The following is a 25,384-nucleotide window of genomic DNA, read 5'->3' on the forward strand; positions in this document are numbered from 1 at the left end:
TCGTTTCAGTCGGGGGCGTTACGTGCTGCCCGTTGCCGGCTGTGGCCTGACCCGTGATCGGCAATTGTGCCGAAAGTCGTCACGCAGCACACATTTGCCAGCATGTTTCAGCGCATTCTATGCGAGTCACGGCGCGAGGACAAACTGAATCGGCCTCGAATTTCGCTCAAGCGGCGTACGCGGGACGTGCGAGCGTGCAATCGTGCGGCAATCGAGCCAATTATGCGGAGGCGGGGGCAGACGACGACAGCGAGCGATATAGCGCATCGAGTCTTTCCACCTGGGGTGCCAGCGCTTCGGGTGGGCCATCGTTGTCGATCACGTCGTCGGCTACCGCCAGTCGAGCGGTCCGCGTGGCTTGCCGGTTCATGATGGCCAGCACCTGCTCGCGCGAGAAGCCGTTGCGCGCCATGACACGGGCTTCCTGGGTGGATTCCTGGCAATCCACTACCAGCACACGGCCCACGCGGGCGCGCCACGTGCCTGACTCCACCAGCAGCGGCACGACGTAAATCAGGTAGGGGTGTTGTCCGCCCGCGCGGATTGCGGCGGCGCGCGATTCTGTCAGTTGGCGGATCAGCGGATGGGTGATGGCTTCAAGCCGGGCCTTGGCCGAAGGGTCGGAAAACACCAGCGCGCGCATGGCATCGCGGTCCATCGCGCCATCGCTTCGCAGGCAGCGCGGCCCAAAGGCTTCGACGAGCGGGGCGATGGCCAGGCCGCCGGGGGCGGTGATTTCGTGGGCGAGCAGGTCGGTATCGATCAGTGCGGCACCGCGTGCGGCGAACATGTCCGCGACGCGTGTCTTGCCGGAGCCGATACCGCCGGTGAGGCCAATTTCCAGCATGGGGGCAACAGTCGTTCCAGTGGCGATGCCGCTAACGATACCAGCTTTGAAACTACAGCCCGGGCAGCACCAGCGGCCGGATGCTCTCGCCGAAGAACAGGTAGACCACGCCCGCGCCGACGATATACGGTCCGTACGGGAACTGTGTGTCCTTGCCCTTGCGTTGCAGGAGCAGCAGCGCGCCGCCGAGCACGGCTCCCACGATTGACGACAGCAGAATCAGCGGCGGCAGTGACTGCCAGCCGAACCAGGCGCCCAGCGCCCCCATCAGCTTGAAATCGCCGTACCCCATGCCATCGTGCCCGCGCACCAGCCGGTAGACCGTGTTGACGGTCCATAGCACCAGATAGCCCGCGGCCGCGCCGATGACGGCATCGGCCAGCGGAGCGAACCAGCCCTGCAGATTCAGCAACAGTCCGAGCCACAGCAGTGGCAGTGTGATCTGGTCGGGCAGCAACTGGGTATCGGCATCGATCATGAACAGCGCCACCAGCGACCAGAGCATGGCAATGGCAGCCACCGCCTGCACCGTCGGCCCGAAATGCCACATCGCCAGCGCGCTGAGTGCGGCTGTCACGGCCTCGACGAGCGGATATCGGATGCTGATCGGCGTCTTGCAGGATGCGCAGCGCCCGCGCAGGAACAGATAGCTGACGACGGGAATGTTCTCCCACGCCGCAATTTGGTGATGGCAGTGGGGGCAGGCCGAGCGCGGCACCATGAGGTTGTAGCGCTCCGGGTGCGGGAGCGGCTCGCCCCGGAGTTCGGCAATGTAGTTGGCTTCTTCGTGATCCATCATCTTCGGCAAGCGATGGATCACGACATTCAGGAAGCTGCCGACCAGCAGGCCGAGCAGCCCGGCCACGACAATCAGGAACGCTGGCGGGAGTGCCGCCAGCATGTCCAGCGGGACCAACGGAATGGCGCCGCTGGCGCCCGGTACGGCTTGCATCGGTGACACCATCCTTCGTTAGACCACTTGGCCGAGCTTGAAGATAGGCAGGTACATGGCCACCACCATGCCGCCGATCAGCACGCCGAGGATCACGATGATCAGCGGTTCGATCAGGCTGGAAATAGCGGCAACGGCGTCGTCCACCTCGCGCTCGTAGAACTCCGCCACTTTCAGCAGCATGTTGTCCAGTGCGCCGGATTCCTCGCCGATCTGCGTCATCTGCAGCACCATGTTGTCGAATACATGCGTGGCCTGCATCGCATTCGTCAGGCTTGTACCGATCCGCACCGACTGCTCGATCTCGCGCGTCGCATCATAGTAAAGCCAGTTGCCGGCCGCACCGGCTACTGACTCCATCGATTCCACGAGCGGCGTACCGGCTGCAAACATGGTGGCGAGCGTACGTGTCCAGCGCGCGATCACCGCCTTGCGGAACAGGCTGCCGAAGATCGGCATTTTCAGCAGGGCCTTGTCATGCCAGCGCTGCACCTTCTCCGACTTCTTGCGAGCGTGGAAGTATCCGATGATCGATCCGATCGGGATGCCGATCACCGCATACCAGTAGGTGACAAAGAAGTCCGACATGTTGATCACGACCTGCGTCGGCGCAGGCAGTGCCGCGCCGAAGCTAGAGAACACGCCCTTGAAGGCCGGGATCACGAAGATCATCAGCACCACCGTCACCGCGAAGGCCACGCTCAGCACGGCGATCGGATAGATCATCGCGGACTTGATCTGGCTCTTCAGCGCGATGCTCTTCTCCATGTACAGCGACAACCGCTCGAGCAGCGCGTCGAGGATACCGCCTTGCTCGCCGGCGTCGATGAGATTGCAGTAGAGCGTGTCGAAGTACTTCGGCTGGCGCCGGAACGCCGTGGCCATGCTGCTACCCGCCTCGATGTCGAAGCGGATGTCGTTCAGCAGTTGCGTGAAGTTCGGGTTGGAGTGGCCGCGCGCGATGATGTCGATCGATTGCAGCAGCGGAATGCCCGCCTTGAGCATCGTCGAAAGCTGGCGCGTGAAGTACGCGATGTCCTTCTCTGTGATTTTCTTGCCGCGCGCCGCCTTGCGCTTCTTCATCTTGACGACGGTCAGCCCCTGCTTGCGCAAGGTGGCCGAAACCTCGGCCTGATTCTCGGCCCGCTGCTCGCCCTTGAAGGACTTGCCCTTCCGGTCCTTGGCTTCCCATTCGAAGATGTACTGCGTGGGCGCTTTCCGCCCTCTGGCCCGCGACGGTGCTGCCGTCCGGGCGCTCGCCGCTGGTGCGCGCGTCGCCATGATGTTTGACCCCCGACTGAATTGCTATGGAACTGCTTTTGTTTTTAGGGCATCCGCATCGTCGCGCGGATGCCGTTTGCGCAGCCTACCCCTCCTGGAGCCGCCCCGGCTGCGCGCCCGGCGGCTTCCTTTTCTGCTGCGCTTCTGCTGCTAACTGTTCGTCGTCGCCAGCACTTCTTCCAGCGACGTCACCCCTTGCTTGACCTTCAGCAGCCCCGAGTCGCGCAGCGACAGCACGCCTTCGCGCCGGGCCTGTTCCGCAATCTGCAGTGCCGTGCCGTGCGACAGGATGATCTGCTGCATGGCTTCCGAAATCGGCATGACCTGGTAGATACCGCATCGACCCTTGTAGCCGCTGCCGTTGCAGCGCTCGCATCCCACCGGGTGATAAGGCGTCCAGGAACCATCGATATCGGCCTCGGCAAATCCTGCGTCGATCAGCACCTGCGGCGCAAGGGCGCCTGCCTTCTTGCACGTACACAGCCGGCGCGCCAGACGCTGCGCGGTAATCATGAGTACCGACGACGCGATGTTGAATGGTGCCACGCCCATGTTCATCAGGCGTGTCAGCGTCGTGGGGGCGTCGTTCGTGTGCAACGTGGACAGCACAAGGTGGCCCGTCTGGGCGGCCTTGATCGAGATATCGGCCGTTTCCAGGTCCCGGATTTCGCCGACCATGATGATGTCCGGATCCTGCCGCAGGAACGACTTCAGCGCCGCCGCAAAGGTCAGGCCCGCCTTGTCGTTGACGTTGACCTGGTTGATGCCGGGCAGCTGGATTTCTGCAGGGTCTTCGGCCGTGGAGATGTTGATGTCGCCCTGATTCAACATGTTCAGGAACGTATAGAGCGACACGGTCTTGCCGCTACCCGTCGGGCCGGTCACAAGGACCATGCCATACGGGCGCTTGATGACCTCCATCAGCAGCGCCTTCTGCTGCGGCTCGTAGCCAAGCTGGTCGATGTCTAGCTTGTCGGTCGAGGAGTCGAGAATCCGCATCACGATCTTCTCGCCGAACAGCGTCGGCAGCGTCGAGACGCGGAAATCGATGGCCTTGTCGGTCGTTTCCTTGCCTTCCTTGTCCTTGGGCACCGAGATCAGCAGCTTCATGCGGCCGTCCTGCGGCACGCGCTTCTCGGAGATATCCAGGCGCGACAGCACCTTGATGCGCGTGGCGATCTTGTCGCGGATATCGAGCGGCGGACGCGCAACCTCCTGCAGCACGCCGTCCACACGGTAGCGGATGCGGTAGAAGAACTCGAACGGTTCGAAGTGGAGGTCGGAGGCGCCGCGGTTGAACGCTTCGGTCAACAGCTTCTGGAGGAACCGGACCACCGGCGCATCGTCGATCTCGTTGCCGGGCCCCTTGCGCGCGGCAGCCGCCGCCGAGGGGTCATACTCGATCATCTTCGTCGCGGTGGGCGTGACCGGCGAGATATTCTTGAGCGTGCCCAGCGCTTCCCCGGCCGCGCGCACATGCTTCATCAGTTTGTCGTGCTCGACGACCACGGTTTCCACGGGGAGGTTGAACTTCTGCTGGATCGCTTCCACACCCGCCTGGTTGGCCGGATCGGACATCGCCACGATCAGCCGGTTCTCGCGCCGCGCCAGCGGCAGCAGCCGATGCGCGTGGAATTCGCGGTTGCCGGCCAGTGCAGGCGGCACGCGGCTGAGGTTGTATTGCGCGAGATCGAGCAGCGGCAAGCGGTACTTGTCGGCGGCAAAGATCGCGATATCGTGCGCGGACATCGTGCCGCTGCCGATGATCTCGTCGATCAATTGCGACTTCTTCTCCCGGGCCGATTGCTCCAGCTGCGCGAGCAGCGCTGGTGCGATCCGCCGGCTCTGGGCTAGTGCTAAGCCTAGTGTCATGGCGAAAACTGTGCGTGATGCGCAGGTCAGCCTGAAGGAGCCAGGCGCGCGCTTGTTAACGGCGGTGGGAGCGGGGGCGAAGTCCCGGACCGAGGCAGTTTGCCGTCGGGGTCACTTTTTGTAAAGCCGGCGCGCGGGCCCGTTGGCGTTTGCGCGACACGGCTGCAACCCTACTTGCGCGGGGGGAAGAAAAGGGGGGAGAAACGAGGGGCGCAGGAGCGCGAAGGGAAAACAAAAAGCCGCACATTGCTGTGCGGCTTTTTGTGAATACTGCGTTTGATGCTGCGCGAGGATATCGTTGCCAATCGTCGTGATCATCGAAATCTGGTCGGGGTGAGAGGATTCGAACCTCCGGCCTCTACGTCCCGAACGTAGCGCTCTACCAGGCTAAGCTACACCCCGATTTTTATTGCTTCCTTCGGCTGTCGAAAACCTTGCGCCGTCAGCAGCAAAGAACAAAAGTTTAGCAGCGTTTCCGGAGGATGGGAAGGCCCTTTCTCAAGAAATTCGGCAGGGCGCCGTGCGTCGTCCGGCCCGTCTCTGTCAGCTCTGGCGTTGCAGCGAGAAGGCGCAGAGTTCGATCAGGGTGTCCTTGAGCGGCGAGTCGGGGAACTGCTTCGCGGCGGCTGCGGCGGCCTCGGCCTCGCGCTGGGCGGCGGCAAAGGTGATGTCGAGCGCGCCGCTGGCATGGATGGCCGCGAACACGGCGTCGAAATGCTCTGTGCCGCCCTGGACGATGGCCTCGCGTGCCAGTTCGCGTTGTTCTGCCGTGCCGTGCTCCAGCAGGTGCAGCAGCGGCAGGGTAGGCTTGCCTTCACGCAGATCGTCGCCGGCGTTCTTGCCCATCTGTTCGGCGCTTGCCGTGTAGTCGAGCATGTCGTCGATCAACTGGAAAGCCGTGCCGATGCGGCGGCCGTACTCGGCGGCGGCCTCTTCCATTGCGGCGTCGGCACCGGCCAGCACGGCACCCAGTTGGGCCGAGGCTTCGAACAGTTTGGCCGTCTTGTAGCGGATCACCTGCAGGTAGCGCTCCACGGTGACGTCCGGGTCGTGCATGTTCAGCAGCTGCAGCACCTCGCCCTCGGCAATCACGTTGGTGGCGTTGGAGAGAATCTCCATGATGCGCATGCTGCCGGCGTCCACCATCATCTGGAAGGCGCGGGAGTAGAGGAAGTCGCCAACCAGTACGCTGGCGGCGTTGCCGAACACGGCATTGGCTGTCTGGCGGCCCCGGCGCAGTTCGGACTCGTCCACCACATCGTCGTGGAGTAGCGTGGCGGTGTGGATGAACTCCACCACGGCGGCCAGTTCGTGATGGCGATGACCTTCATAGCCAAATGCCCGCGCGGAAAGCAGCAGGATCACCGGACGCAGGCGCTTGCCGCCCGCACTGATGATGTATTCGCCGATCTGTTCGACCAGCGGAACCTCCGACGACAGGCGTCGGCGGATAACGGCGTCAACGGCGCGCATGTCGGCAGCGACCGGGGCAAGCAAGGCAGTGGCGGAAGACTGGGACAAGATCAGATCACCGATTCGCGAAACCGGGGGATTATATGCGATGCGCGTTGGTGTATGACGGTTCCCTTCCGGCGACCGAGTGGTTCCTCGGGCGGGTTAGTCATGATGTGGGGCGGGGTACCGTGCATCTATAATGCCGCGCATGGACAAGCCTCGATCGACTCGACCGCAGGTCCGTCGCACCGCCTGGTGGGTGGCGTTCGCTGCCCTGGCCGGGTTTCTGCTGGCCGACCTGACCTGATCCGCGCAACCTCGGTGTGCGCCTCCCGCCGCAGCCTGTGCTCCGGCTGGCTATCTCGTTGTTTTCTTTGCCTTTTCTGTAAACAGCGCTATAATCCCCGGTTCCTTCGGTCGCGTCTACGTGCGCGCACCGTTTGCGGCGCACGAAACGGCGCCGGCTCGGGCGGCTTCGGCCGTCGGGGCAGCATTCCTCGTTTCATTCATACATGAGAGGTTCGACAATGTACGCGGTCGTAAAAACCGGCGGCAAGCAATACAAGGTTGCTGCTGGCGAAAAACTTAAAGTAGAACAGATACCGGCTGACATTGGCGCAGAAATCACGCTGGACCAGGTGCTCGCAGTGGGCGCTGGCGACCAAATCAAATTTGGTACGCCGCTGGTGAGCGGGGCTTCCGTCAAGGCTACCGTTATCGCCCAAGGTCGTCACGACAAGGTGAAGATCTTCAAGATGCGCCGTCGCAAGCACTACCAGAAGCGTCAGGGCCATCGTCAGAATTACACCGAACTGCGCATCGAAGCCATCGTGGCCTGAGCCTCGGCTCGGACACAGGCAACATCGCAATAGGTCAACTGGAGTTAAGACATGGCACAGAAAAAAGGCGGCGGTTCCACGCGGAACGGCCGTGATTCGGAATCGAAGCGTCTGGGCGTGAAGGTGTTCGGTGGTCAGGCTATCAACGCCGGCGGCATCATCGTTCGTCAACGCGGCACGCGTGTTCACGCTGGCGATAACGTGGGCGTGGGCAAGGACCACACCCTGTTCGCGCTGGTGGACGGCCACGTGCAGTTCGCCGTCAAGGGCGCTGCCAAGAAGCAGCAAGTCAGCGTCGTCCCGGCGGCCTGATAACAGCCTTTGCAGCACGAAAGGCCCCGCATCGCATGCGGGGCTTTTTTTGTTTTGAGAACGCTACCCAAACGATTCTGGCGTTGGGGCACGGCCTTGCCGTAACATTTACTGTCTGCGGCCACGTCTGGTCCAGAACGCCTCGCTCCGTTTTGGCAGCGTTTTCGGTCGGCAACTTGCTTGCCGGAACCTCCTCGGAAAGAAAACTAATATGAAGTTCATCGACGAAGCTCGTATCGAAGCGATCGCCGGCAATGGCGGCAACGGAAGTGCTTCGATGCGTCGCGAAAAATTCGTGCCGTTCGGCGGCCCCGATGGTGGTGACGGTGGGCGGGGCGGCAGCGTATTCGCGCAGGCCGACCGCAATATCAATACGCTGATCGATTTCCGCTACGCGAAGAAGCACGTGGCGAAGAATGGCGAGAACGGCCGTGGGGCAGACTGCTACGGCGCGGCTGGCGAAGACATCACGCTGCGCATGCCCGTGGGCACGCAAATCATCGACATGGATACCGACCAGGTCCTGGCCGACCTGACCGAGCATGGTCAGTTGGTGTGCCTGGCCGAAGGCGGCATCGGCGGCTGGGGCAACCTGCACTTCAAGTCGAGTACCAACCGCGCGCCGCGCCAGCAGGTGGACGGCAAGCCCGGCGAACGCCGCATGCTGAAGCTCGAGCTGAAGGTGCTGGCGGACGTGGGCCTGCTGGGCATGCCCAACGCGGGCAAATCGACCCTGATCTCGCATATCTCGAATGCCCGCCCGAAGGTGGCCGACTACCCGTTCACCACGCTCCACCCGAATCTGGGCGTGGTCCGCGTGGATCATGAGCAGTCATTTGTCGTGGCCGATATTCCTGGCCTGATCGAGGGCGCCGCCGAGGGTGCCGGGCTGGGTCACCAGTTCCTGCGCCACCTGCAGCGCACTGGCCTGCTGCTCCATATCGTGGACCTCGCCCCGTTCGACGAAGCGGTGGACCCGGTGGCGGAGGCCAAGGCCATCGTCAACGAGCTGAAGAAGTACGACGAATCGCTGTACGAGAAGCCGCGCTGGCTCGTGCTGAACAAGCTGGACGTGGTGCCCGAAGAGGAACGCGCAGCTCGCATCAAGGACTTCATCAAGCGCTACAAGTGGAAGGGTCCGGTGTTCCATATCTCGGCGCTGACCGGCGAGGGCTGCCGTGAACTGATCTACGCGATCAAGGATCACCTGGTCGCGTTGAAAGCCGAAGAGGCCGCGGCACTGGCCGAACCCGATATCCGCCTGGACGACCGTCTGCACAACGTCGAACGGGACGGGTCAGAAGACTGAACCGGCATCCGCCCATCATCATAAGAACCATCGGAGACAGGACCCCGCCATGCAATCGGTCATCGCCCAGGCAAAACGCATCGTCGTCAAAGTAGGTTCGAGCCTGGTTACCAACGACGGCAAAGGGCTGGATCACGATGCCATCGCACGCTGGGCGGCGCAGATTGCCAAGTTGCGCGGCACGGGCAAGGAGGTGGTGCTGGTCAGTTCGGGCGCCATCGCCGAAGGGATGCAACGGCTGGGCTGGTCGCGGCGTCCCAAGGAAATTCACGAACTGCAGGCTGCCGCCGCCGTGGGCCAGATGGGCCTGGCGCAGGTCTACGAAAGCCAGTTTGGGCGCTATGGCATCCGTACCGCGCAGGTATTGCTGACCCATGCCGATCTGGCGGATCGCGAGCGCTACCTGAATGCACGCTCCACGCTGCTGACGCTGCTGGGGCTTGGCGTGGTGCCGATCATCAACGAGAACGACACCGTGGTTACCGACGAAATCAAGTTCGGCGACAACGATACGCTCGGCGCACTGGTCACCAACCTGATCGAAGGCGATGCGCTGGTGATCCTCACCGATCAGCGCGGCCTCTACACCGCCGATCCACGCAAGGACCCGGCCGCCCAGTTCGTCGACGAGGCGCTGGCGGGCACGCCGGAACTGGAGGCGATGGCCGGCGGTGCGGGTTCGTCGATCGGCCGGGGTGGCATGCTGACCAAGATCCTGGCTGCCAAGCGTGCGGCCAAGTCGGGCGCGCACACGACGATTGCCTCGGGCCGCGAGCAGGATGTTCTCGGACGTCTGGCGACGGGCGAGGCGATCGGTACGCAGTTGCTGGCGCCGACGGGTCGGCTGACCGCTCGCAAGCAATGGATGGCCGACCACCTGCAGTTGCGCGGCCGTGTGCTGATCGACGCCGGTGCCGTGGAGAAGCTGACCGGAGGCGGCAAGTCGCTGCTGCCGATCGGGGTGACCGAGGTGCAGGGCGAGTTCGCGCGCGGCGAGGTCATCGCGTGCGTGGATACGGAAGGTCGCGAGGTCGCGCGCGGCATCACGAACTATTCCAGTGCCGAGGCACGCTTGATCGCACGCAAGCCATCGTCAGAAATTGAATCGGTGCTGGGGCACCTGAACGAGCCCGAACTGATTCATCGCGACAACCTCGTTCTGGTTTGAGATTGACCCGGTAGCGAATCAGCAGCACGCAACCAAGGGATACAAAACAAAACGGCGAGCCAACTGGGCTCGCCGTTTTGTTTTGGCGCAAATCGACGTCAGCTCACGGTCCGGTCCGGCGCGGTGCATATGCCTTCAGGTCGCGGATCAGGCGATCTGGCTTGCCTGCCACGGTGCGCCCATCGCAGAAGTAGTCCCGCGCCAGCGTTGCCGCATAGGCGTTGCGTGCACGGGTCTGCATGCGAATCCACAAGTCGCGTTCCTCGCCCATGTTCGGCACCCAGGCGGGGGCGTCCTTGGGCAGCGTGGCGTAGATGCGACGCTCGAAGGCATCGCAACGCAAGCCTTCGTAGCTGACGTTGCGGCCGCCGCCCGTGCTGGTGATGACCACGGTGTAGCGCACCACGTTGTCATCGCCCACGGAGATGGACTTCTGATCCACGGCGAATCGGAAATTGTCCGACGAGTCGTTGACCGAGAAGGGAATCAGGTCGGCATCCTGGGGCAACGCGGGCAGCGTGGTCTGCTGTTCCTTGAACGGCTTGTCCTCGAACGGATTGACGAAGCCGCTGCTGCTGGCCTTTTCCTCTTCCTCGGGCATGCCCTTGCCGGTGGTCTTGCAACCCGCCAGCACCAGGCAGGCGGTCATGCACAACAGGCCGGCACGAAGGCCCCGGCCGCTGAAACTATTCATCTGAACTCCGTGAGGTGGTTGCCGGACTGGCCGGCGCAACAGATGCGGTCGCCGGCACATCAGCAGCTTGCGCTGTTGCGTGGATGGTAACCGATGGGGTGTCCGCTGCCGGTTCGACATTGGATTCGTCCGCCACTTGATGCACCGGACGCGCGTCATCGCCATGACGACCGTGGTGACCATGGTGGTGCCCGTACGGGCTCAACGGCACGCGGGCGCGATGCAGGAAGCGTGACAACTCGGTCAGCGCCAGCTGGTACACGTCGCGCTTGAATTCGATGACTGCGTCCAGCGGTACCCAGTACTGGCTCCAGCGCCAGGCGTCGAATTCGGGATGGTCTGAGGCACGCAGGTGGATGTCGCAATCGCGACACACCATGCGCAGCAAAAACCAGATTTGTTTCTGGCCCCTGTAATGGCCGCGGATCTCGCGGCGGATGAACTTGTCCGGCACCTCATAACGCAGCCAGTCGCGCGTGCGACCGACGATCCTGACGTGCTCCGGTAGCAGGCCGACTTCTTCCTGTAGCTCGCGGTACATGGCCTGTTCAGGCGTTTCGCCGTACTTGATGCCACCTTGCGGAAACTGCCAGGAGTGTTCGCCGATTCGCTTGCCCCAGAAGACCTCGTTACGTGCGTTGATGAGGATGATGCCGACGTTCGGGCGAAAGCCTTCACGATCGAGCATGACTGCACCTCGAATCCTTTAGAATTACGACGATTATAAAGGATGCGCGCAACTAGGCCCGCCGCGGGGAATGCTGGTTTTCCCGAGCAAATGGGCAGTTTCAGGCGCGTCCTCTCCAATGGCAGCCCATGGCAGCCGGGCGGGCGGCGCGGTCGGAACGACCCGCCGTGCCCGGTCTTACGAGAAAGCAACGCATGAAAGCCTCGCAATTCTTCATTTCCACCCTCAAGGAAGCACCCGCGGACGCGGAAATCGTGTCCCACAAGCTGATGATGCGCGCCGGCATGATCAAGAAGCTCGGCGCCGGCATCTACAGCTACATGCCGGTGGGGCTGCGCGTGATCCGCAAGGTGGAGAACATCGTGCGCGAGGAAATGAACCGCGCTGGTGCGGTGGAACTGTCGATGCCGGTCATCCAGCCGGCCGAGCTCTGGCAGGAAACGGGTCGCTGGGACAAGATGGGCCCGGAACTGCTGCGCCTGAAGGATCGCCACGAGCGCGATTTCGCCGTCCAGCCCACGTCCGAGGAAGTCGTGACCGATATCGCCCGCAGCGATATCCGCAGCTACAAGCAACTGCCGGTCAATTTCTATCAGATTCAGACCAAGTTCCGCGACGAGCGCCGTCCCCGCTTCGGGATCATGCGCGGCCGCGAATTCACGATGAAGGACGCGTACTCGTTCGACCGTGACGTGGAGGGCCTGAAGGTCTCGTACCGGAACATGTACGACGCTTATACGCGCATCTTCCAGCGTTTCGGCCTGGAGTTCCGCGCCGTGGCGGCCGACAACGGCGCCATTGGCGGCTCCGGTTCGCACGAGTTCCACGTGATTGCAGAGACTGGCGAAGACGCCATCGTCTATTGCCCCACGTCGGAGTACGCGGCCAATATGGAAGCTGCCGAGGCCCTGCCGCTGCAGGCCGAGCGCGCTGCACCGGCCGAGGAACTGACGAAGACCTCGACGCCCGAGAAGGCCAAGTGCGAGCACGTGGCCGAGTTCCTGGGCATCCCGCTGGCACGCACGGTCAAGTCGATTGTGCTGGCCACCGAGGGCGATGCGGGCGTGCAGATCTGGCTATTGCTGATCCGTGGCGACCACGAACTGAACGAAGTGAAGGCATCGAAGGTGCCGGGCCTGACTGAGTTCCGATTCGCCACCGAAAGCGAGATCGTCGACACGTTCGGCTCGCCCCCGGGCTACCTCGGCCCGATCGGCACGAAAAAGCCAGTCAAGCTGGTGGCGGACCGCACGGTGGCCAACATGGCCGATTTCTGCTGCGGCGCCAACGAGCGCGATTATCACTACACGGGTGTGAACTGGGGCCGCGACCTGCCCGAGCCCGTGGTGGCGGATCTGCGCAACGTGGTGGCTGGCGATGCTTCGCCGGACGGCAAGGGCACGCTGGAAATCTGCCGCGGGATCGAGGTGGGCCACGTGTTCATGCTCGGCACGCGCTACTCGGAATCGATGCGCGCCACGTATCTCGACGAGAACGGCAAGACCCAGCCGATGCAGATGGGCTGCTACGGCATTGGCGTGACCCGTATCCTGGGCGCGGCAATCGAGCAGAACTACGACGAGCGCGGCATCATCTGGCCGGCCGCCATCGCCCCGTTTGCAGTGGTGGTGTGCCCGGTCGGTTATGACCGCAACGAGGCCGTGAAGGCCGAGGCCGACCGCATCCACGCTGAACTGCTGGCTGCGGGCATCGACGTGATCCTGGACGACCGTGGCGAGCGCCCGGGCGTGATGTTTGCCGACTGGGAGCTGATTGGCGTGCCGCACCGCGTGGTCGTGGGCGACCGTGGCCTCAAGGAAGGCAACGTCGAATACCAGGGCCGCCGCGACGCCCAGGCAACGCCGGTCGCCGTGGCCAACGTGGTTGCGCATGTGCGTGGCCTGCTAGCCGGCTGATCGGTCGCCTATCGTCATGCGCCTGGTGTTTCGTCAATCTGCTCTCACGATGCCGCGCCGCTGGTCTGCGGCGCTCGCCGCGGCCTTGCTACTCTGTGCCGTGGCGATGCCCGCCCATGCCGGCGCGCAGAAGGAGGAGGCACTCGCCGATTCCGTCCGTGGCGCGCTGGCCGCAGCCATCGCCGACAACCGTCCCGTGCGCCCGACGTTTGCGTCAGGCGGCGAGAAGATGGGCTACCTGAAGTGGCTCGGGGAGATGTCGGTGCGGCTGGAGTCGCGGATGCCGAACCCGCAGGCGCGCGTCGAGCTGATCGAATCCGTCTATTACGAAGCCAAGCGCGCGGGACTGGAGCCGTCGCTGGTGCTGGGTCTGGTGCAGGTCGAGAGCGGCTTTCGGAAGTATGCGATCAGCTCGGCGGATGCGCGCGGGTTGATGCAGGTGATGCCGTTCTGGGTGCGCACCATTGGCGACGGCGACACGCGCAAGCTGTTCCATCTGCAAAGCAACCTGCGCTACGGTTGCACGATCCTGCGCCATTACCTCGATCGCGAGAATGGCGACCTGTTCCTGGCGCTGGGCCGCTACAACGGCAGCCGCGGACGTCCCGAGTATCCGAACGCGGTGCTTGCCGCATGGAAGCGCTGGCAGTACTCGGAAGCCACCGTGACGATTGCTGGCGATCCCGATGGCGCGGCGCCGGCTGTCAATACGCCGTCGCGCCGAACGCTGCCGCCGGAACTGCCCGCGCGCAATCCGTTCTCGCCGCAGCGGCTGGCCAATCCGTCATGACGCGCGAGCATCGCACGGGCTATAGCGCTTCGTCGCCCGAGCTTGAACAGTGGTTGCGTCGCCATATCGATCAGGGCTTCGACGCCGAATCGCTGGTGCTGTCGATGCTGCGCTCGGGGTACGACGCCGGGTTTGCTCGCGATACGGTGAATGCTGCGCTGGGCCATCGTGCGCCGATCCGGCCAACGCCGGCGCAGGCGCCCATGCCGATGCAGGCCCGGCAGCCGATGCTTCAGCCTACCGCCGGGGCAACTGCGCAGGCGATGCCTGAGGCCGGTGCCGGCAGCAACGTCTTCCGCCACGAAGGACGCGAGATTCCGATCCTCTTCGCACTCGAAGCGCCGCGCATCCTGCTTCTGCAGAACCTGCTCGACGGCACCGAGTGCGACGCGCTGATATCGCTCGCAAGAGACCGGCTGCATCGCTCGCCGGTGGTCAATCCCGATACCGGTGCCGAGAACCTGATCGACGCCCGCACCAGCATGGGCGCGATGTTCCAGGTGGGCGAGCACGCGCTGATCGAGCGGATCGAGGCGCGCATCGCCGCAGTAACGGGCCTGCCCGCCGACCATGGCGAGGGCCTGCAGATCCTGAACTACAAGCCCGGCGGCGAGTATCAGCCGCACTTCGATTTCTTCAATCCGCAACGCCCTGGCGAAGCGCGCCAACTGCGCGTCGGTGGTCAGCGCGTTGCCACGCTGGTGATCTACCTGAACAGCCCGCCAGCAGGCGGTGCCACGGCGTTTCCACGACTTGGACTCGAAGTCGCACCGGTCAAGGGCAATGCGGTGTTCTTCAGCTACAAGCTCCCCGACGGTGGACTCGACGAGCGCACGCTGCACGCGGGGTTGCCGGTGGAGTCGGGCGAGAAGTGGATCGCCACCAAGTGGCTGCGCGAACTGCCGTATCGCAGCAAGCCTTGAGCCCGTCATGACGGCCAAGGCCACCCGATACTGGTTCGATCCTGCCTTGCCGATGGTCGAGAGTCGCAGTGCCTGCGACAGTCGGGCCGCCTATCTTCCGCATACCCATCCCACGGTCTCGGTTGGCGCCGTCGACGCTGGCCGGAGCGTCTTTACCCACGACCCGTACGTCACGCGACTCGCGCCGGGCGCAGTGGTCTGGGTGCCGGCTGGTTGCGTCCACGCGTGTAATCCCGAGCCCGATGCAGCGTGGAGCTACCAGATGATCCATATCGAAGCGGCCTGGGCCGATGCGGTGCTCGACGAGGCCGGTCGGGCCGGGCTGCGGCGCATCCACGTCACGCATGATGCGGAGGCTTACGCGGCAGTCTGCGCGCTGAATGCCGTGCTGTTTTCCGATAGCGATCCTGTGGAAAAGGAATCGGCGCTGGTGGCATGTATCGGCGACCTGCAGGAGATGCTCGGCGATGGCATGGATGCCCAACGCAGCGATGCCCAGGACCTGCACGATGTCACCGCAATGCTGCAGTCGCGTCATGACGATCGCCTGCCGCTGGCCGAACTGGCTGCTGTGGCGGGCCTGAGCCGTTATCAGTTGATCCGGCAGTTCCGCGCGCAGTTCGGCATGACGCCCCATGCCTATCAGCTCGACATTCGCATCAACCGCGCGCGACACCTGCTGCGCCAGGGCGACGCACCAGCGGACGTGGCGCAGCAGCTCGGGTTTGCCGATCAGAGCCATTTCCACCGGGCCTTCCGGCAGCGGGTAGCGATGACGCCGGGCGCGTATCAGCGCGTTGGCTGAATCCGCTGAATCCGCTGAATCCACCGAATCGGGCCGGGCGCAATTTTCTACAATCCTCGCCGCGCCGATCTCTCCAGACTCCGTCCCTTTGCGGCATGGAGTATGGCGATGGAACATTTTCCCTGGCAGCAGTTTGCGATGGTCGCGGGCGCGCACGCGCTGGCATTGTTGAGTCCCGGGCCGGACTTCTTCCTGGTTGTGCGCGCGGCGATGGTCGAGGGCGTGCGGCGCGCCTCGGGCGTGTGCCTGGGCATCGCGCTGGGCAACGGTGTCTATATCGCGCTGGCGATGGCGGGACTCGCGGCATCGGCAGGTGTCAACGGCGTCTTCATCACCTTGCAATGGGCGGGCTGCGGCTATCTGGCGTGGATGGGCTGGCGATTCCTGCGCGCGCACGGGAGTGTTGAGATACTCTCCGCCCAGACCGATACCGCGCCGCGCGGCGCTTGGCTCGTGCACGTGGGCACGGGCTTTCTCTCGGCTGTGCTGAATCCCAAGAACGGGTTGTTCTACGCGAGTCTGTTCGCCGTCCTCGCCGGGCAGCGCACACCGCTCGCCGCGCAGGCGGCCTATGGCGTCTGGATGTTTGGCGTGGTGTTGCTGTGGGATGTGGCGGTGGTCGCAGCTGTCCGTCATCCGGCGGTGATGCGGCGGTTTGTCCGCTCGGTGCGAACCTTGGAACGGATGACCGGGGCAGTGCTGTTGGGAATGGCGATCGCCGTGGCCGTCAATGCTGCGCGGCACTAGCCTTCCAGAGCACCCAGCCCCGTACCGGCACTTTTTGATCTAACTGTATCGGTACTGTACCGTTTGCCGTCCATAGACTGAGCGCCTGTCCTGATTTTCCTGGAGCGCCGTCATGGCTCTGACCCTTCCTCCCGAACTTGCAGCAAGCACTGGCGCGCTGATGGCCTATGCGGCTTTCGTGCTCGTCTCGTCGATCACCCCCGGTCCCAACAACACGATGCTGCTTGCCTCGGGCGTGAACTTTGGCCTGCGCCGGACGGTGCCGCATTTGTTTGGCATCTGCATCGGCATGGTGATCATGATGATCGTGGTCGGGCTAGGGTTGGGATCGGTGTTCACGGCGTTTCCGTGGACGTGGAGCGTGCTGCGCGTGGCGGCCACGGCGTACTTAGTCTGGCTGGCCTGGAAGCTGGCCACGGCGGGCGGATTGCAGGATCGCGAGGTGGCACGGCCGATGAGCTTTCTGCGCGCGGCGGCGTTCCAGTGGGTGAATCCGAAGGCGTGGGTGATGGCGGTGGGCGCATGCAGCGCCTATGTACTGCATCCCAATCTGTGGGTCAATGCCGCGCTGATGGCGGCGCTGTGCGGCGTGGTGAACCTGCCGAGCATCACGACTTGGGCAGTGTTTGGCGCCGCGCTGCGGCAGTGGCTGGCGAATCCGCGCGTGCTGCGCGTGTTCAATGTGACGATGGCGCTGTTGCTGCTGGCTTCCCTGTATCCCATCCTCGGCGCCCATCCGCACTGAGCGGGGCGCCGGGAGGGGTGGACAGACTGAGGTTCAGACCAGGGCGCGGATGGCGCCGAGGTTGCGCCAGTAGCCCTTGACGTCCATGCCGCAACCGAAGACGTAGCGATCCGGCACCTTGAAGCCGCAGAAGTCCGGATGCATCGGCTTGAGCTTGGTGAGCGTCTTCTCGCACAGCACGGCGGCGTGGAATTCCTTGGCGCCCATGTCCATGATGCGCTGGCGGATGGCGGCCATGGTCTCGCCTTCGTCCAGGATGTCGTCGAGCACCAGCACCACACGGTCCTTGACCGATTCGCGCGGTGCCACGCGCCACTGCATTTCGCCGCCCACGGTCTTGTTGTTGTAGCGCGAGAGGTGGATGTAGTCGAACTCCAGCGGAAACTGCAGCTTGGGCAGCAGCATGCCGGTGAAGACCACGGCGCCGCCCATCACGGACAGCACCAGCGGGAACGCGTCGCCCATCTTCTCCGTGATATCGCCGGCCATGCGGTCCAGCGACTCCTGCACCTCGGCGGCGCTGACGATCTCTTCGGAGCTGGCCCAGAGTTCGCGGGCCTGTTCAGCGGTCATCATATTGTGTGTCCTGTTTCGTAGTGTCTTGCGGATGCAGCCGCCGGTCAGCGGTTGAACAGGCCCTTCATGCCGCCCTTCATCCCACCCATCTGGCGCATCATCTTCATCATGCCGCCGCCCTTGAGCTTCTTCATCATGCCTTGCATCTGGTCGAACTGGTTCAGGAGGCGATTGACTTCCTGCACCGGCACGCCTGCGCCCGCCGCGATACGGCGCTTGCGGCTGGCCTTGATCAGTTCCGGCTTGGCGCGTTCGGCCGGCGTCATGCTGTTGATGATGCCTTCCATGCGGCCCACGGATTTCTCGGCCTGATCCATGTTGGCGCCCTGGGCCTGCTGGGCAAACTGCGCGGGCAGCTTGTCCACGAGGCTGCCGATGCCGCCCATCTTCTTCATCTGGCCGATCTGCGCCTTGAAGTCTTCCAGGTCGAAGCCCCCGGTCTTCTTGATCTTCTTGGCGAGCTTCTCGGCGGCTTCCATGTCCACGCCGCGCTGGGCTTCCTCGACCAGTGCGAGGATGTCGCCCATGCCCAGAATCCGCTGAGCCATGCGGTCGGCGTGGAAGGCTTCCAGGCCGTCGAGCTTCTCGCCCACGCCCACGAACTTGATCGGGCGGCCCGTGATGTGACGCACCGACAACGCCGCACCGCCGCGCGCATCGCCATCGAGCTTGGTCAGCACGACGCCAGTCAGCGGCAGGGCATCGTTGAACGCCTTGGCGGTGTTCACGGCATCCTGGCCGAGCATCGCATCGACCACGAACAGCGTCTCGGCGGGCTTCAGTTCGGTGTGCAGCGCGGCGATCTCCTGCATCATCGCCTCGTCGATACCGAGCCGGCCGGCCGTGTCGACGATCAGCACATCGTGATAGTGCTTGCGGGCCCAGTCGAGCGCAGCGCGCGCGATGTCGATGGGCTTCTGGTCAGGCTGCGACGGGAAGAAATCCGCGCCCACCTGTTCGGATACGGTCTTGAGCTGGGCGATAGCGGCGGGACGGTACACGTCGCAGGAAACCGTCAGCACCTTCTTCTTGCGGTTTTCCTTGAGCCACTTCGCCAGCTTGCCGGTGGTGGTGGTCTTGCCGGCGCCCTGCAGGCCGGCCATCAAAATGATGGCGGGAGGCTGGACGTTCAGGTTCAGCTCGTTGGCCTTGGCATCGGCCAGCGCTTCATCGCCGCCGATGATGGCCGTAAGTTCGCGCTGCACCACGCCCACGAGCGCCTGGCCCGGGGTGAGGCTGGTGACCACGTCCTCGCCAAGGGCCTTTTCCTTGACGCGGGCAATGAAGTCGCGCACGACTGGCAGCGCCACGTCGGCTTCGAGCATGGCAAGGCGCACTTCGCGCAGCATCTCGGCGGTATTGGCCTCGGTCAGTCGGGCCTCGCCGCGCATGGTCTTGACGACCCGCGCCAGGCGTTGAGTGAGGTTATCCAGCATGGCAGGAAAGGGGGAGGAGGTTCGGCTTGTGTGCGGGGCGCAGCGGGCTTTCGCGGGTAATGTGGCGGCGATCCATCGTCCGGATTCCCCGCGAACCGCCCGTGTAAGCACTAGGGTAAACTGCGTAAATGGCCATTGTACTGTATGCCCTGACGGCACTTCTCTACTGCGCCCTGGCCGTTCACGGCTGGGCAACGCGCAACCCGCGGCTCGCAACGGCCGGTGGGGCGACACTTGGCCAGCCCGGAAGACCGGGCGCGGCGGCCGCAGCCGTGCTGATGCCCGGACCTGGCGCGCGTACGGAAGGCCAGCCGGCCTGGTGGCACGGACTGGTCATGGCGGCGCTGGTCAGCCACGGCATGCTGCTGCACGAAACGATCTTCCCCGCAGACCGCATGATCTTCGGCTTCGCGTTTGCGCTGTCGGCGATGTTGTGGCTCGGCGTGGGCATCTACTGGATCGAAAGCTTTTTCTTCTCGCTGGCGGGACTCGGGCTGATCGTGTTTCCCGTGGCGATGCTGGCCAGCCTGATCCCGCTGGCATTCCCCGGTACGCAGATCCTTGGCTACGCTGCACGACCGCTGTTCAAGTTGCATTTCGTGATTGCCAACGTGGCGTATGGCCTGTTCACCCTGGCCGCCTTCCACGCTTTCCTGATGCTGCTGGCGGAGCGCCGCCTGCACGGTTTCACCCGGCCCGCAACGGGCGAACGGGCGCCGGATCAGTGGCTGGGCCGCTGGCTGGATCTGCTGCCGCCGCTGCTCACGCTGGAGAAGCTGCTTTTTCGCCTGATCGCCGCAGGATTCGTGCTGCTGACGCTGACGATCGTCTCGGGATTCCTGTTCTCCGAGCAATTGTTCGCCCGGGCCTTCCGTGTGGATCACAAGACCGTATTCGCGATCATCTCGTGGTTGATGTTCGGCGGCATCCTGATCGGGCGTGTCTATCGCGGCTGGCGTGGACGCACTGCGCTGCGCTGGGTGATCGCCTCGTTCGGCATCCTGCTGCTGGCCTATGTGGGCAGCCGCTTCGTGATCGAGGTGGTATTGCACCGGCTGGTCTGACCTGCGGCCGGTCTGCTTCTCTACATTTCTCCCGCTTTTTCTGCTTTCTTCCGCGACTCCGACCCATGGCAAGAATCTTTCTGCTGCTGGCTGTCGTGCTGGGCATCGTCTGGTGGATCCGGTCGCGCGCCAGTGCACGGGATGAGGCCAGCCGGACCAACTCCGCGCAGCAACGCCAGCAGGCAGCGACCGAGGCATCGACCGGCGATGGCGCTATCGAGCCGATGGTGCAATGCGCGCAATGCGGCGTCCACCTGCCGCGCACCGATGCCATTGCCTGGCGCGGCCTGCATTATTGCCGCCGCAGCCATCTGCCCGATTCGTCTGCTGAAGGCGGCGCGTGATGAAGCGGGCGCCGGGATGGTCGTCGCTGAACGGCTGGCGCATGCTGGTCGATCTCTGGCGCCAGCCCGAGCCGCCTGAATTTCACTGGCGCCTGCTCCGCTATTTCTGCTGGACCCGGTTGGCAATGGCTCTGCTGCTGTTCGGCTATGCCTGGCTCCCCATGGAGCGCGGTACGGCGGACATGTCGATTGCCATCGCCACCAGCGCCCGCACTGCCGCGGCCATTCCGGTCGTGTTGCCGTACCTGCTGATCGGCATCCTCTCGCTGGTAGCCTCGTTCTGGCGGCGCCATTTTCACTTGCGCGTGCGCGTGCAGGTCATCGTCGACCTGATGTTGCTCGCGGCCGTCTATACGGTGATGGGCCGCAGTGGCAGCCACGGCGAAGGGCTGGCGATGATCTTCCTGCTGCCCGCATTGGAGGCTGGCGCGCTGACCAGCCTGCTGTTTGCGCTGTCGGCGGCCGCCGTGTCCGCCATGCTGGTAATGGCCAACCCGTTCCTGCAGACCCTGCTGGCGCGGCAGGCAGACGCCAACCTGCTGGGCTCGGGCCTGTTCGGGCTGGTCTTCATGATCGCGGCATGGCTGATGTACATGCTGGCCAATCGGCAGATCGCCCAGGAGCAACTGGCGCTGGCGCGCGAACAGGAGCTGCGGCTGCAGCAGTTGGTGAACCGGCTGATGGTCAACGACATGCAGGATGGCGTGATGTTGGTGCGCGCCAACGGCGTGGTGGTGGCGGCCAATCCGGCAGCGTTCGTGCTGCTGGGGGTGCAGCCCAACGAGCGGATTCGCGAAGGGCAGGTGCGCGCCGGCGAGCGTGAGAACGCGTTGTTCGACCTGCGCCGGATTGCGCGGCTGCAGCCGTTGATGGAAATGCTGCGCGACTGGATCGCGCGCAAGGACGATGTGCCGCGCATCCTGCAGTTGCTGCCGCTGCCGTCGCGTCCCACCTCCGCGCGCAGTCCGATGCTGCATACCCGGCTGCGCCTGCGCTTTGTGCTGCCCGGGCTGGCCGGCTTGCGTTCGACGCTATCCAGTGTGATGACGTCGCCGACCGGGCTCGACACCGCAAGCTGGAATGACCTGTCTCCCGAGGGCGCGGCGCGGCTGCGGCTGGCCATCGCGCAGAACGAGGCCATGGCATGGAGTCCGGCCGACGAGACGCTGCTGCGCAGCGAGATGCGTGACACGGTGCTGGTGCACATCGAAAGCTGGGAGCGGATTGCCGAGCAGGTGCAGCAGGAAAAACTCGCGGCGATGGGCCGGCTGGTGGCCAGCGTGGCGCACCAGATCCGCAACCCGCTGGCGGCGATCAGCCAGGCCAATGAACTGCTGGCCGATTCGGGCGCGGGGGAGGGCGGTGAAGGCAATATCGATGCACGCCTGCTGCGCATCATTAGCGACAACGTGCGGCGGCTGGATCAGGTGATTTCCGACGTACTGCAACTCTCGCGACGTCCGAAGACCGGTCACAGTTCGGCGGATCTTTCACAGGCGTTGCCGGACATCGTGGATCGCTGGCGGGCGGAGATGCGCTCGCGGGCCGGCACGCGCACCGACGTGAATCCCAATGCCATCCGCGTGACAGTGGACCTGCGACGGCCCGTGATCTTCGATACGGCGCAGTTGCAGCAGGTGCTGGGCAATCTCCTGGACAACGCCTGGCGCTACTGCAGCCGGCTGCCGGGGTCGATCCGGCTGCTGGCCCATGCGCTGGACCAGCACCATGCCGAACTGATCGTCTGGAACGATGGCGCCGAGGTGACGCGCGAGCAGCAGCGCAGTCTGTTCGAGCCGTTCTTCACCAGCAACCCGCAAGGCACCGGGCTGGGCCTGTTCATGGCGCGCGAGCTGTGCGGCGCCAACGATGCGCAGGTGCGCTACGGCACCGTGGCGCTGGAGGCGTTGCTGGAACGCACGGGCATGCTGGCCGGCGGGGCTCGCGATACACTGCCGGCCAAAGCCTTCGTGCTGACGATGCGCATCGAGACCCCCGACACCGTCGCTGCTGCTTCGCCAAGTTGACACCACAATAAAGACGCCTCCCAACATGCCCGCCAGACCGTCCGCTCCTGATCCGATCCTCGTCATCGACGACGAGGCAGACCTGCGCGAACTGCTCGACATTTCGCTACGCCGCATGGGCCACGATGTGGTCATGGCCGGCTCCCTGGCCGAGGCGCGCATCCGGCTGGCCGAGCGCCGCTACAGCCTGGTGCTGACCGATATGCGGCTGGGCGACGGACTCGGCATCGAGATCGTACGGCAACTGTCGGCCTCGCCCGAGCGCACGCCGGTGGCCGTGATCACCGCATATGGCAGCGCGGACAATGCCGTGGATGCGCTCAAGGCGGGCGCGTTCGACTACATCGCCAAGCCGGTGTCGCTCGATCAGTTGCGCACGCTGATCCTTAACGCGCTGGGCCGCCACCAGCGCATGCCGGCGGATGGTGCGGTGGCTGCAGAGGGCGCGGAGATCGCCGATCTGGGCGATCGCGCTGCCGGGCTACTGCCTGGGCAGTCGGCGGCCATCCAGGAGGTGCGCCGGTCCCTGACGCGGCTGGCCCGCAGCATGGCGCCGGTGGTGATCAGTGGCGAGTCCGGCAGCGGCAAGGAGCGCGCGGCGCGGGCCATCCACGCCATCAGCGCGCGATCCGTGCATCCATTCGTGGCCGTGAACTGCGGCGCGATTCCGGAAACGCTGATGGAGTCCGAATTCTTCGGCCATGTGAAGGGTGCCTTCACGGGCGCGGATGCTGAACGCGGTGGCATTTTCCAGGCCGCGCACGGCGGCACGCTGATGCTCGACGAGGTGGCCGACCTGCCGCTGGCCATGCAGGTCAAGCTGCTGCGCGCACTGCAGGAGCGGCGCGTGCGCAAGATCGGCGCCAGCAAGGAAGACAGCGTCGATGTGCGCGTCATGTGCGCGAGCCACAAGGATCTGGCCGCGATGGTGGCCGCCGGCACGTTCCGCCAGGATTTGTATTACCGGCTCAACGTGCTGGAACTGCGCATGCCCACGCTGCGCGAGCGCGGTGAAGACGTGCCGGTGCTGGCGCGGGCGATCCTGGAACATCTGGCGGTGCGTTACGGCGACGCGCATCCGAAGCGGCTGTCGCGCGAGGCGCTGGAGCGTTTGCGTGCCTACCCGTTCCCGGGCAACGTGCGGGAACTCGAAAACCTGCTCGAACGTGCCTACGCGTTTGCGGAGACCGAAGAGATCGAGGTGGCCGACCTGGGGCCGCTCGAAGCCGGCATGGAGCGCGCGAACCTGCTGCAGCCGCGCGGGCCCCACATGGGCCAGATGCCGCCAGTCCAGATGGCGCCGCCGCCTGCCTATCAGGCTTGGGGTTCGACGTCGGGCTGGTCTGCTCCCTCGCACGCACCGGCTGGTGTAGCGGGAATATCGAGTCAGCCGGAGGAGCCGGAACTGCCGGCCGAACCGGCCCCGCTGGCAGCCGTGCGGGAAAGCGATCCGTTGGCCGATGCATTGGCCGGACTCGCACTACCGATCAACCTGCCGGCCCGGCTCGAAGCCATGGAGCGGGAACTGATTCTTCGCGCGCTACACCAGACCGGCTTCAACCGCACGGCCGCGGCGCCGTTGCTGGGCCTGAATTTCCGCCAGTTGCGGTATCGCATCCAGCAGCTCGGTATCCGCGACGAACGGGAAGGGCGCGATGGCCGGGACGGTGGCGACGCCAGCGAGGACGGTGAATCGCTCGCCGAAAACGAGGGCCGCGATGGCTGACCGCGGCGCGCTGGGCAACCAGCCTGGCTACCTGCCCGATGCCGACGGCTGGGTGCCCGCCGCGCGGCGCGTGCCGTCGCCGAACTTCGACGCACGCCCGGATGGCATGCCGGTGGACGTGGTGGTCATCCACAACATCAGCCTGCCGCCGGGACAGTTCGGCACCGGCGATATCGAGGCGTTCTTCCAGAACCGGCTCGATGCCTCGCGCCATCCTTTCTTCCAAACCATCCGCGATGTCCGGGTGTCGGCGCATTTCCTGATCTCCCGTGAAGGCGAACTGGTGCAGTTCGTGGCCTGCACGCAACGGGCCTGGCATGCCGGGCAGTCCGAGTACTGCGGACGGCAGCGTTGCAACGATTTCTCGATCGGCATCGAGATCGAGGGCACGGACGATGTGCCGTTCACCCCGGCCCAATACACGACGGCCGCCGCGTTGGTGGCTGCGCTGCGCACCGCCTATCCGATCCAGGGCGTTGCCGGACATAGCGATGTCGCACCCGGTCGCAAGACCGATCCGGGACCATGTTTCGATTGGGCCCGGTTCGTCACGCTGGCGAAGTTGCCTGTGGCGTTATTGCCATATTTGCGACAGGGCTAATTCGGTTTCGTATTCGTCATATCGGTGCAATGCCAATGTGACGGCGAGGTCGTATGCCTCCAAAGCGCGCAAATAACGGTACAATCGCCGCCCTTTTGAAGGGCCCCGCGCCCTGCTCCGGATCACCTATCGGATGATCCATGGTCATTAAAAAAATTTCGAGTTTTTGTGCGGCACCGAACGTGCTGCCGCCAACCCTTGCGGCAGCGCGCTTTGCGGGAATGTGGCGCCGCCGCATACCGCACCACGGTGTTGGAACGGCGCATG

Annotated in this window: 24 protein-coding genes and 1 tRNA gene; 15 read left to right on the forward strand and 10 right to left on the reverse strand. The window is 64.4% G+C overall.

Features of this window, described 5'->3' with window-relative positions; all coding sequences use genetic code 11:
- Positions 1 to 220: 220 nt before the first annotated feature.
- From coaE to ispB, 6 genes are all read right to left on the reverse strand, one after another.
- Positions 221 to 847: a dephospho-CoA kinase gene (gene coaE, locus ABDB81_RS12430; protein WP_137923360.1), complete on the reverse strand. Its 627-nt coding sequence runs from the start codon at positions 845 to 847 to the stop codon at positions 221 to 223.
- Between the two features lie 52 nt (positions 848 to 899).
- Positions 900 to 1,799 carry an A24 family peptidase gene (locus ABDB81_RS12435; protein WP_283205133.1) on the reverse strand — a complete coding sequence of 300 codons (900 nt, stop codon included), beginning with the start codon at positions 1,797 to 1,799 and terminating at the stop codon, positions 900 to 902.
- Between the two features lie 18 nt (positions 1,800 to 1,817).
- Positions 1,818 to 3,080, reverse strand: coding sequence for a type II secretion system F family protein (locus tag ABDB81_RS12440; RefSeq protein ID WP_137923358.1), 1,263 nt, complete (start codon positions 3,078 to 3,080; stop codon positions 1,818 to 1,820).
- Between the two features lie 150 nt (positions 3,081 to 3,230).
- Positions 3,231 to 4,952, reverse strand: a complete 1,722-nt coding sequence (gene pilB, locus ABDB81_RS12445; RefSeq protein WP_137923357.1) for a type IV-A pilus assembly ATPase PilB — start codon at positions 4,950 to 4,952, stop codon at positions 3,231 to 3,233.
- A gap of 325 nt (positions 4,953 to 5,277) precedes the next feature.
- A tRNA-Pro gene (locus ABDB81_RS12450) sits at positions 5,278 to 5,354 on the reverse strand.
- A 141-nt stretch (positions 5,355 to 5,495) separates the two neighbouring features.
- Entirely contained in the window at positions 5,496 to 6,425 is a 930-nt protein-coding gene (gene ispB / locus ABDB81_RS12455) for an octaprenyl diphosphate synthase (protein WP_137923396.1), read from the reverse strand.
- Positions 6,426 to 6,934: 509 nt separating this feature from the next.
- Here ispB and rplU point away from each other — a divergent pair.
- From rplU to proB, 4 genes are all read left to right on the forward strand, one after another.
- The gene (rplU, locus tag ABDB81_RS12460; protein WP_008647259.1) at positions 6,935 to 7,246 is read left to right on the forward strand and encodes a 50S ribosomal protein L21; all 312 of its coding nucleotides are present in this window, start codon (positions 6,935 to 6,937) and stop codon (positions 7,244 to 7,246) included.
- A 51-nt stretch (positions 7,247 to 7,297) separates the two neighbouring features.
- Complete coding sequence (gene rpmA / locus ABDB81_RS12465; protein WP_071015560.1) at positions 7,298 to 7,558, forward strand: 50S ribosomal protein L27; 261 nt, start codon at positions 7,298 to 7,300, stop codon at positions 7,556 to 7,558.
- 211 nt (positions 7,559 to 7,769) lie between these two features.
- Positions 7,770 to 8,867: a GTPase ObgE gene (obgE, locus tag ABDB81_RS12470; protein WP_137923356.1), complete on the forward strand. Its 1,098-nt coding sequence runs from the start codon at positions 7,770 to 7,772 to the stop codon at positions 8,865 to 8,867.
- 49 nt (positions 8,868 to 8,916) lie between these two features.
- Complete coding sequence (gene proB / locus ABDB81_RS12475) at positions 8,917 to 10,035, forward strand: glutamate 5-kinase (protein WP_137923355.1); 1,119 nt, start codon at positions 8,917 to 8,919, stop codon at positions 10,033 to 10,035.
- Between the two features lie 103 nt (positions 10,036 to 10,138).
- Here proB and ABDB81_RS12480 read toward each other — a convergent pair whose 3' ends face one another.
- A complete protein-coding gene (locus ABDB81_RS12480) occupies positions 10,139 to 10,729 on the reverse strand; it encodes a CNP1-like family protein (protein ID WP_137923354.1) in 591 nt (196 codons plus the stop codon).
- On the reverse strand, positions 10,722 to 11,417 hold the full coding sequence (locus ABDB81_RS12485) for an RNA pyrophosphohydrolase (protein WP_346811346.1): 696 nt from the start codon (positions 11,415 to 11,417) through the stop codon (positions 10,722 to 10,724). The genes ABDB81_RS12480 and ABDB81_RS12485 overlap by 8 nt, the downstream gene beginning before the upstream one ends.
- Before the next feature lie 194 nt (positions 11,418 to 11,611).
- On the opposite strand from ABDB81_RS12485, the gene ABDB81_RS12490 reads away from it, so the two are divergent.
- The 6 genes from ABDB81_RS12490 (at position 11,612) to ABDB81_RS12515 (ending at position 17,343) form a co-directional block, all read left to right on the forward strand.
- Entirely contained in the window at positions 11,612 to 13,333 is a 1,722-nt protein-coding gene (locus ABDB81_RS12490; RefSeq protein WP_346811348.1) for a proline--tRNA ligase, read from the forward strand.
- Positions 13,334 to 13,439: 106 nt separating this feature from the next.
- Positions 13,440 to 14,123 (forward strand): lytic transglycosylase domain-containing protein, encoded by a 684-nt coding sequence (locus ABDB81_RS12495; RefSeq protein WP_346811456.1) that lies wholly within the window; start codon positions 13,440 to 13,442, stop codon positions 14,121 to 14,123.
- On the forward strand, positions 14,120 to 15,046 hold the full coding sequence (locus ABDB81_RS12500; RefSeq protein WP_160472980.1) for a 2OG-Fe(II) oxygenase: 927 nt from the start codon (positions 14,120 to 14,122) through the stop codon (positions 15,044 to 15,046). Before ABDB81_RS12495 ends, ABDB81_RS12500 begins: the two co-directional genes overlap by 4 nt.
- A 7-nt stretch (positions 15,047 to 15,053) precedes the next feature.
- The gene (locus ABDB81_RS12505) at positions 15,054 to 15,851 is read left to right on the forward strand and encodes an AraC family transcriptional regulator (protein ID WP_160472979.1); all 798 of its coding nucleotides are present in this window, start codon (positions 15,054 to 15,056) and stop codon (positions 15,849 to 15,851) included.
- Between the two features lie 108 nt (positions 15,852 to 15,959).
- Positions 15,960 to 16,598, forward strand: coding sequence for a LysE family transporter (locus tag ABDB81_RS12510; RefSeq protein WP_346811350.1), 639 nt, complete (start codon positions 15,960 to 15,962; stop codon positions 16,596 to 16,598).
- Between the two features lie 112 nt (positions 16,599 to 16,710).
- Complete coding sequence (locus tag ABDB81_RS12515; RefSeq protein WP_160472977.1) at positions 16,711 to 17,343, forward strand: LysE family translocator; 633 nt, start codon at positions 16,711 to 16,713, stop codon at positions 17,341 to 17,343.
- A 33-nt stretch (positions 17,344 to 17,376) separates the two neighbouring features.
- Here the strand turns inward: ABDB81_RS12515 and ABDB81_RS12520 are convergent, their stop codons facing one another.
- Both ABDB81_RS12520 and ffh read right to left on the reverse strand, forming a co-directional pair.
- Positions 17,377 to 17,919 carry a hypoxanthine-guanine phosphoribosyltransferase gene (locus ABDB81_RS12520; RefSeq protein WP_137923347.1) on the reverse strand — a complete coding sequence of 181 codons (543 nt, stop codon included), beginning with the start codon at positions 17,917 to 17,919 and terminating at the stop codon, positions 17,377 to 17,379.
- Positions 17,920 to 17,963: 44 nt separating this feature from the next.
- Positions 17,964 to 19,355: a signal recognition particle protein gene (ffh, locus tag ABDB81_RS12525; protein WP_137923346.1), complete on the reverse strand. Its 1,392-nt coding sequence runs from the start codon at positions 19,353 to 19,355 to the stop codon at positions 17,964 to 17,966.
- A 128-nt stretch (positions 19,356 to 19,483) separates the two neighbouring features.
- On the opposite strand from ffh, the gene ccsA reads away from it, so the two are divergent.
- From ccsA to ampD, 5 genes are all read left to right on the forward strand, one after another.
- Complete coding sequence (gene ccsA / locus ABDB81_RS12530) at positions 19,484 to 20,419, forward strand: cytochrome c biogenesis protein CcsA (RefSeq protein WP_137923345.1); 936 nt, start codon at positions 19,484 to 19,486, stop codon at positions 20,417 to 20,419.
- A gap of 65 nt (positions 20,420 to 20,484) precedes the next feature.
- Entirely contained in the window at positions 20,485 to 20,763 is a 279-nt protein-coding gene (locus ABDB81_RS12535; RefSeq protein WP_137923344.1) for a PP0621 family protein, read from the forward strand.
- Positions 20,763 to 22,790 (forward strand): histidine kinase dimerization/phospho-acceptor domain-containing protein, encoded by a 2,028-nt coding sequence (locus ABDB81_RS12540; RefSeq protein WP_137923343.1) that lies wholly within the window; start codon positions 20,763 to 20,765, stop codon positions 22,788 to 22,790. The genes ABDB81_RS12535 and ABDB81_RS12540 overlap by 1 nt, the downstream gene beginning before the upstream one ends.
- Positions 22,791 to 22,815: 25 nt before the next feature.
- On the forward strand, positions 22,816 to 24,516 hold the full coding sequence (locus ABDB81_RS12545) for a sigma-54 dependent transcriptional regulator (RefSeq protein ID WP_346811354.1): 1,701 nt from the start codon (positions 22,816 to 22,818) through the stop codon (positions 24,514 to 24,516).
- Complete coding sequence (gene ampD, locus ABDB81_RS12550) at positions 24,509 to 25,117, forward strand: 1,6-anhydro-N-acetylmuramyl-L-alanine amidase AmpD (protein WP_137923341.1); 609 nt, start codon at positions 24,509 to 24,511, stop codon at positions 25,115 to 25,117. The genes ABDB81_RS12545 and ampD overlap by 8 nt, the downstream gene beginning before the upstream one ends.
- The last annotated feature ends 267 nt before the right edge of the window (positions 25,118 to 25,384 follow it).

It is taken from the genome of Cupriavidus sp. DL-D2, assembly GCF_039710735.1.
Taxonomy (GTDB): domain Bacteria; phylum Pseudomonadota; class Gammaproteobacteria; order Burkholderiales; family Burkholderiaceae; genus Cupriavidus.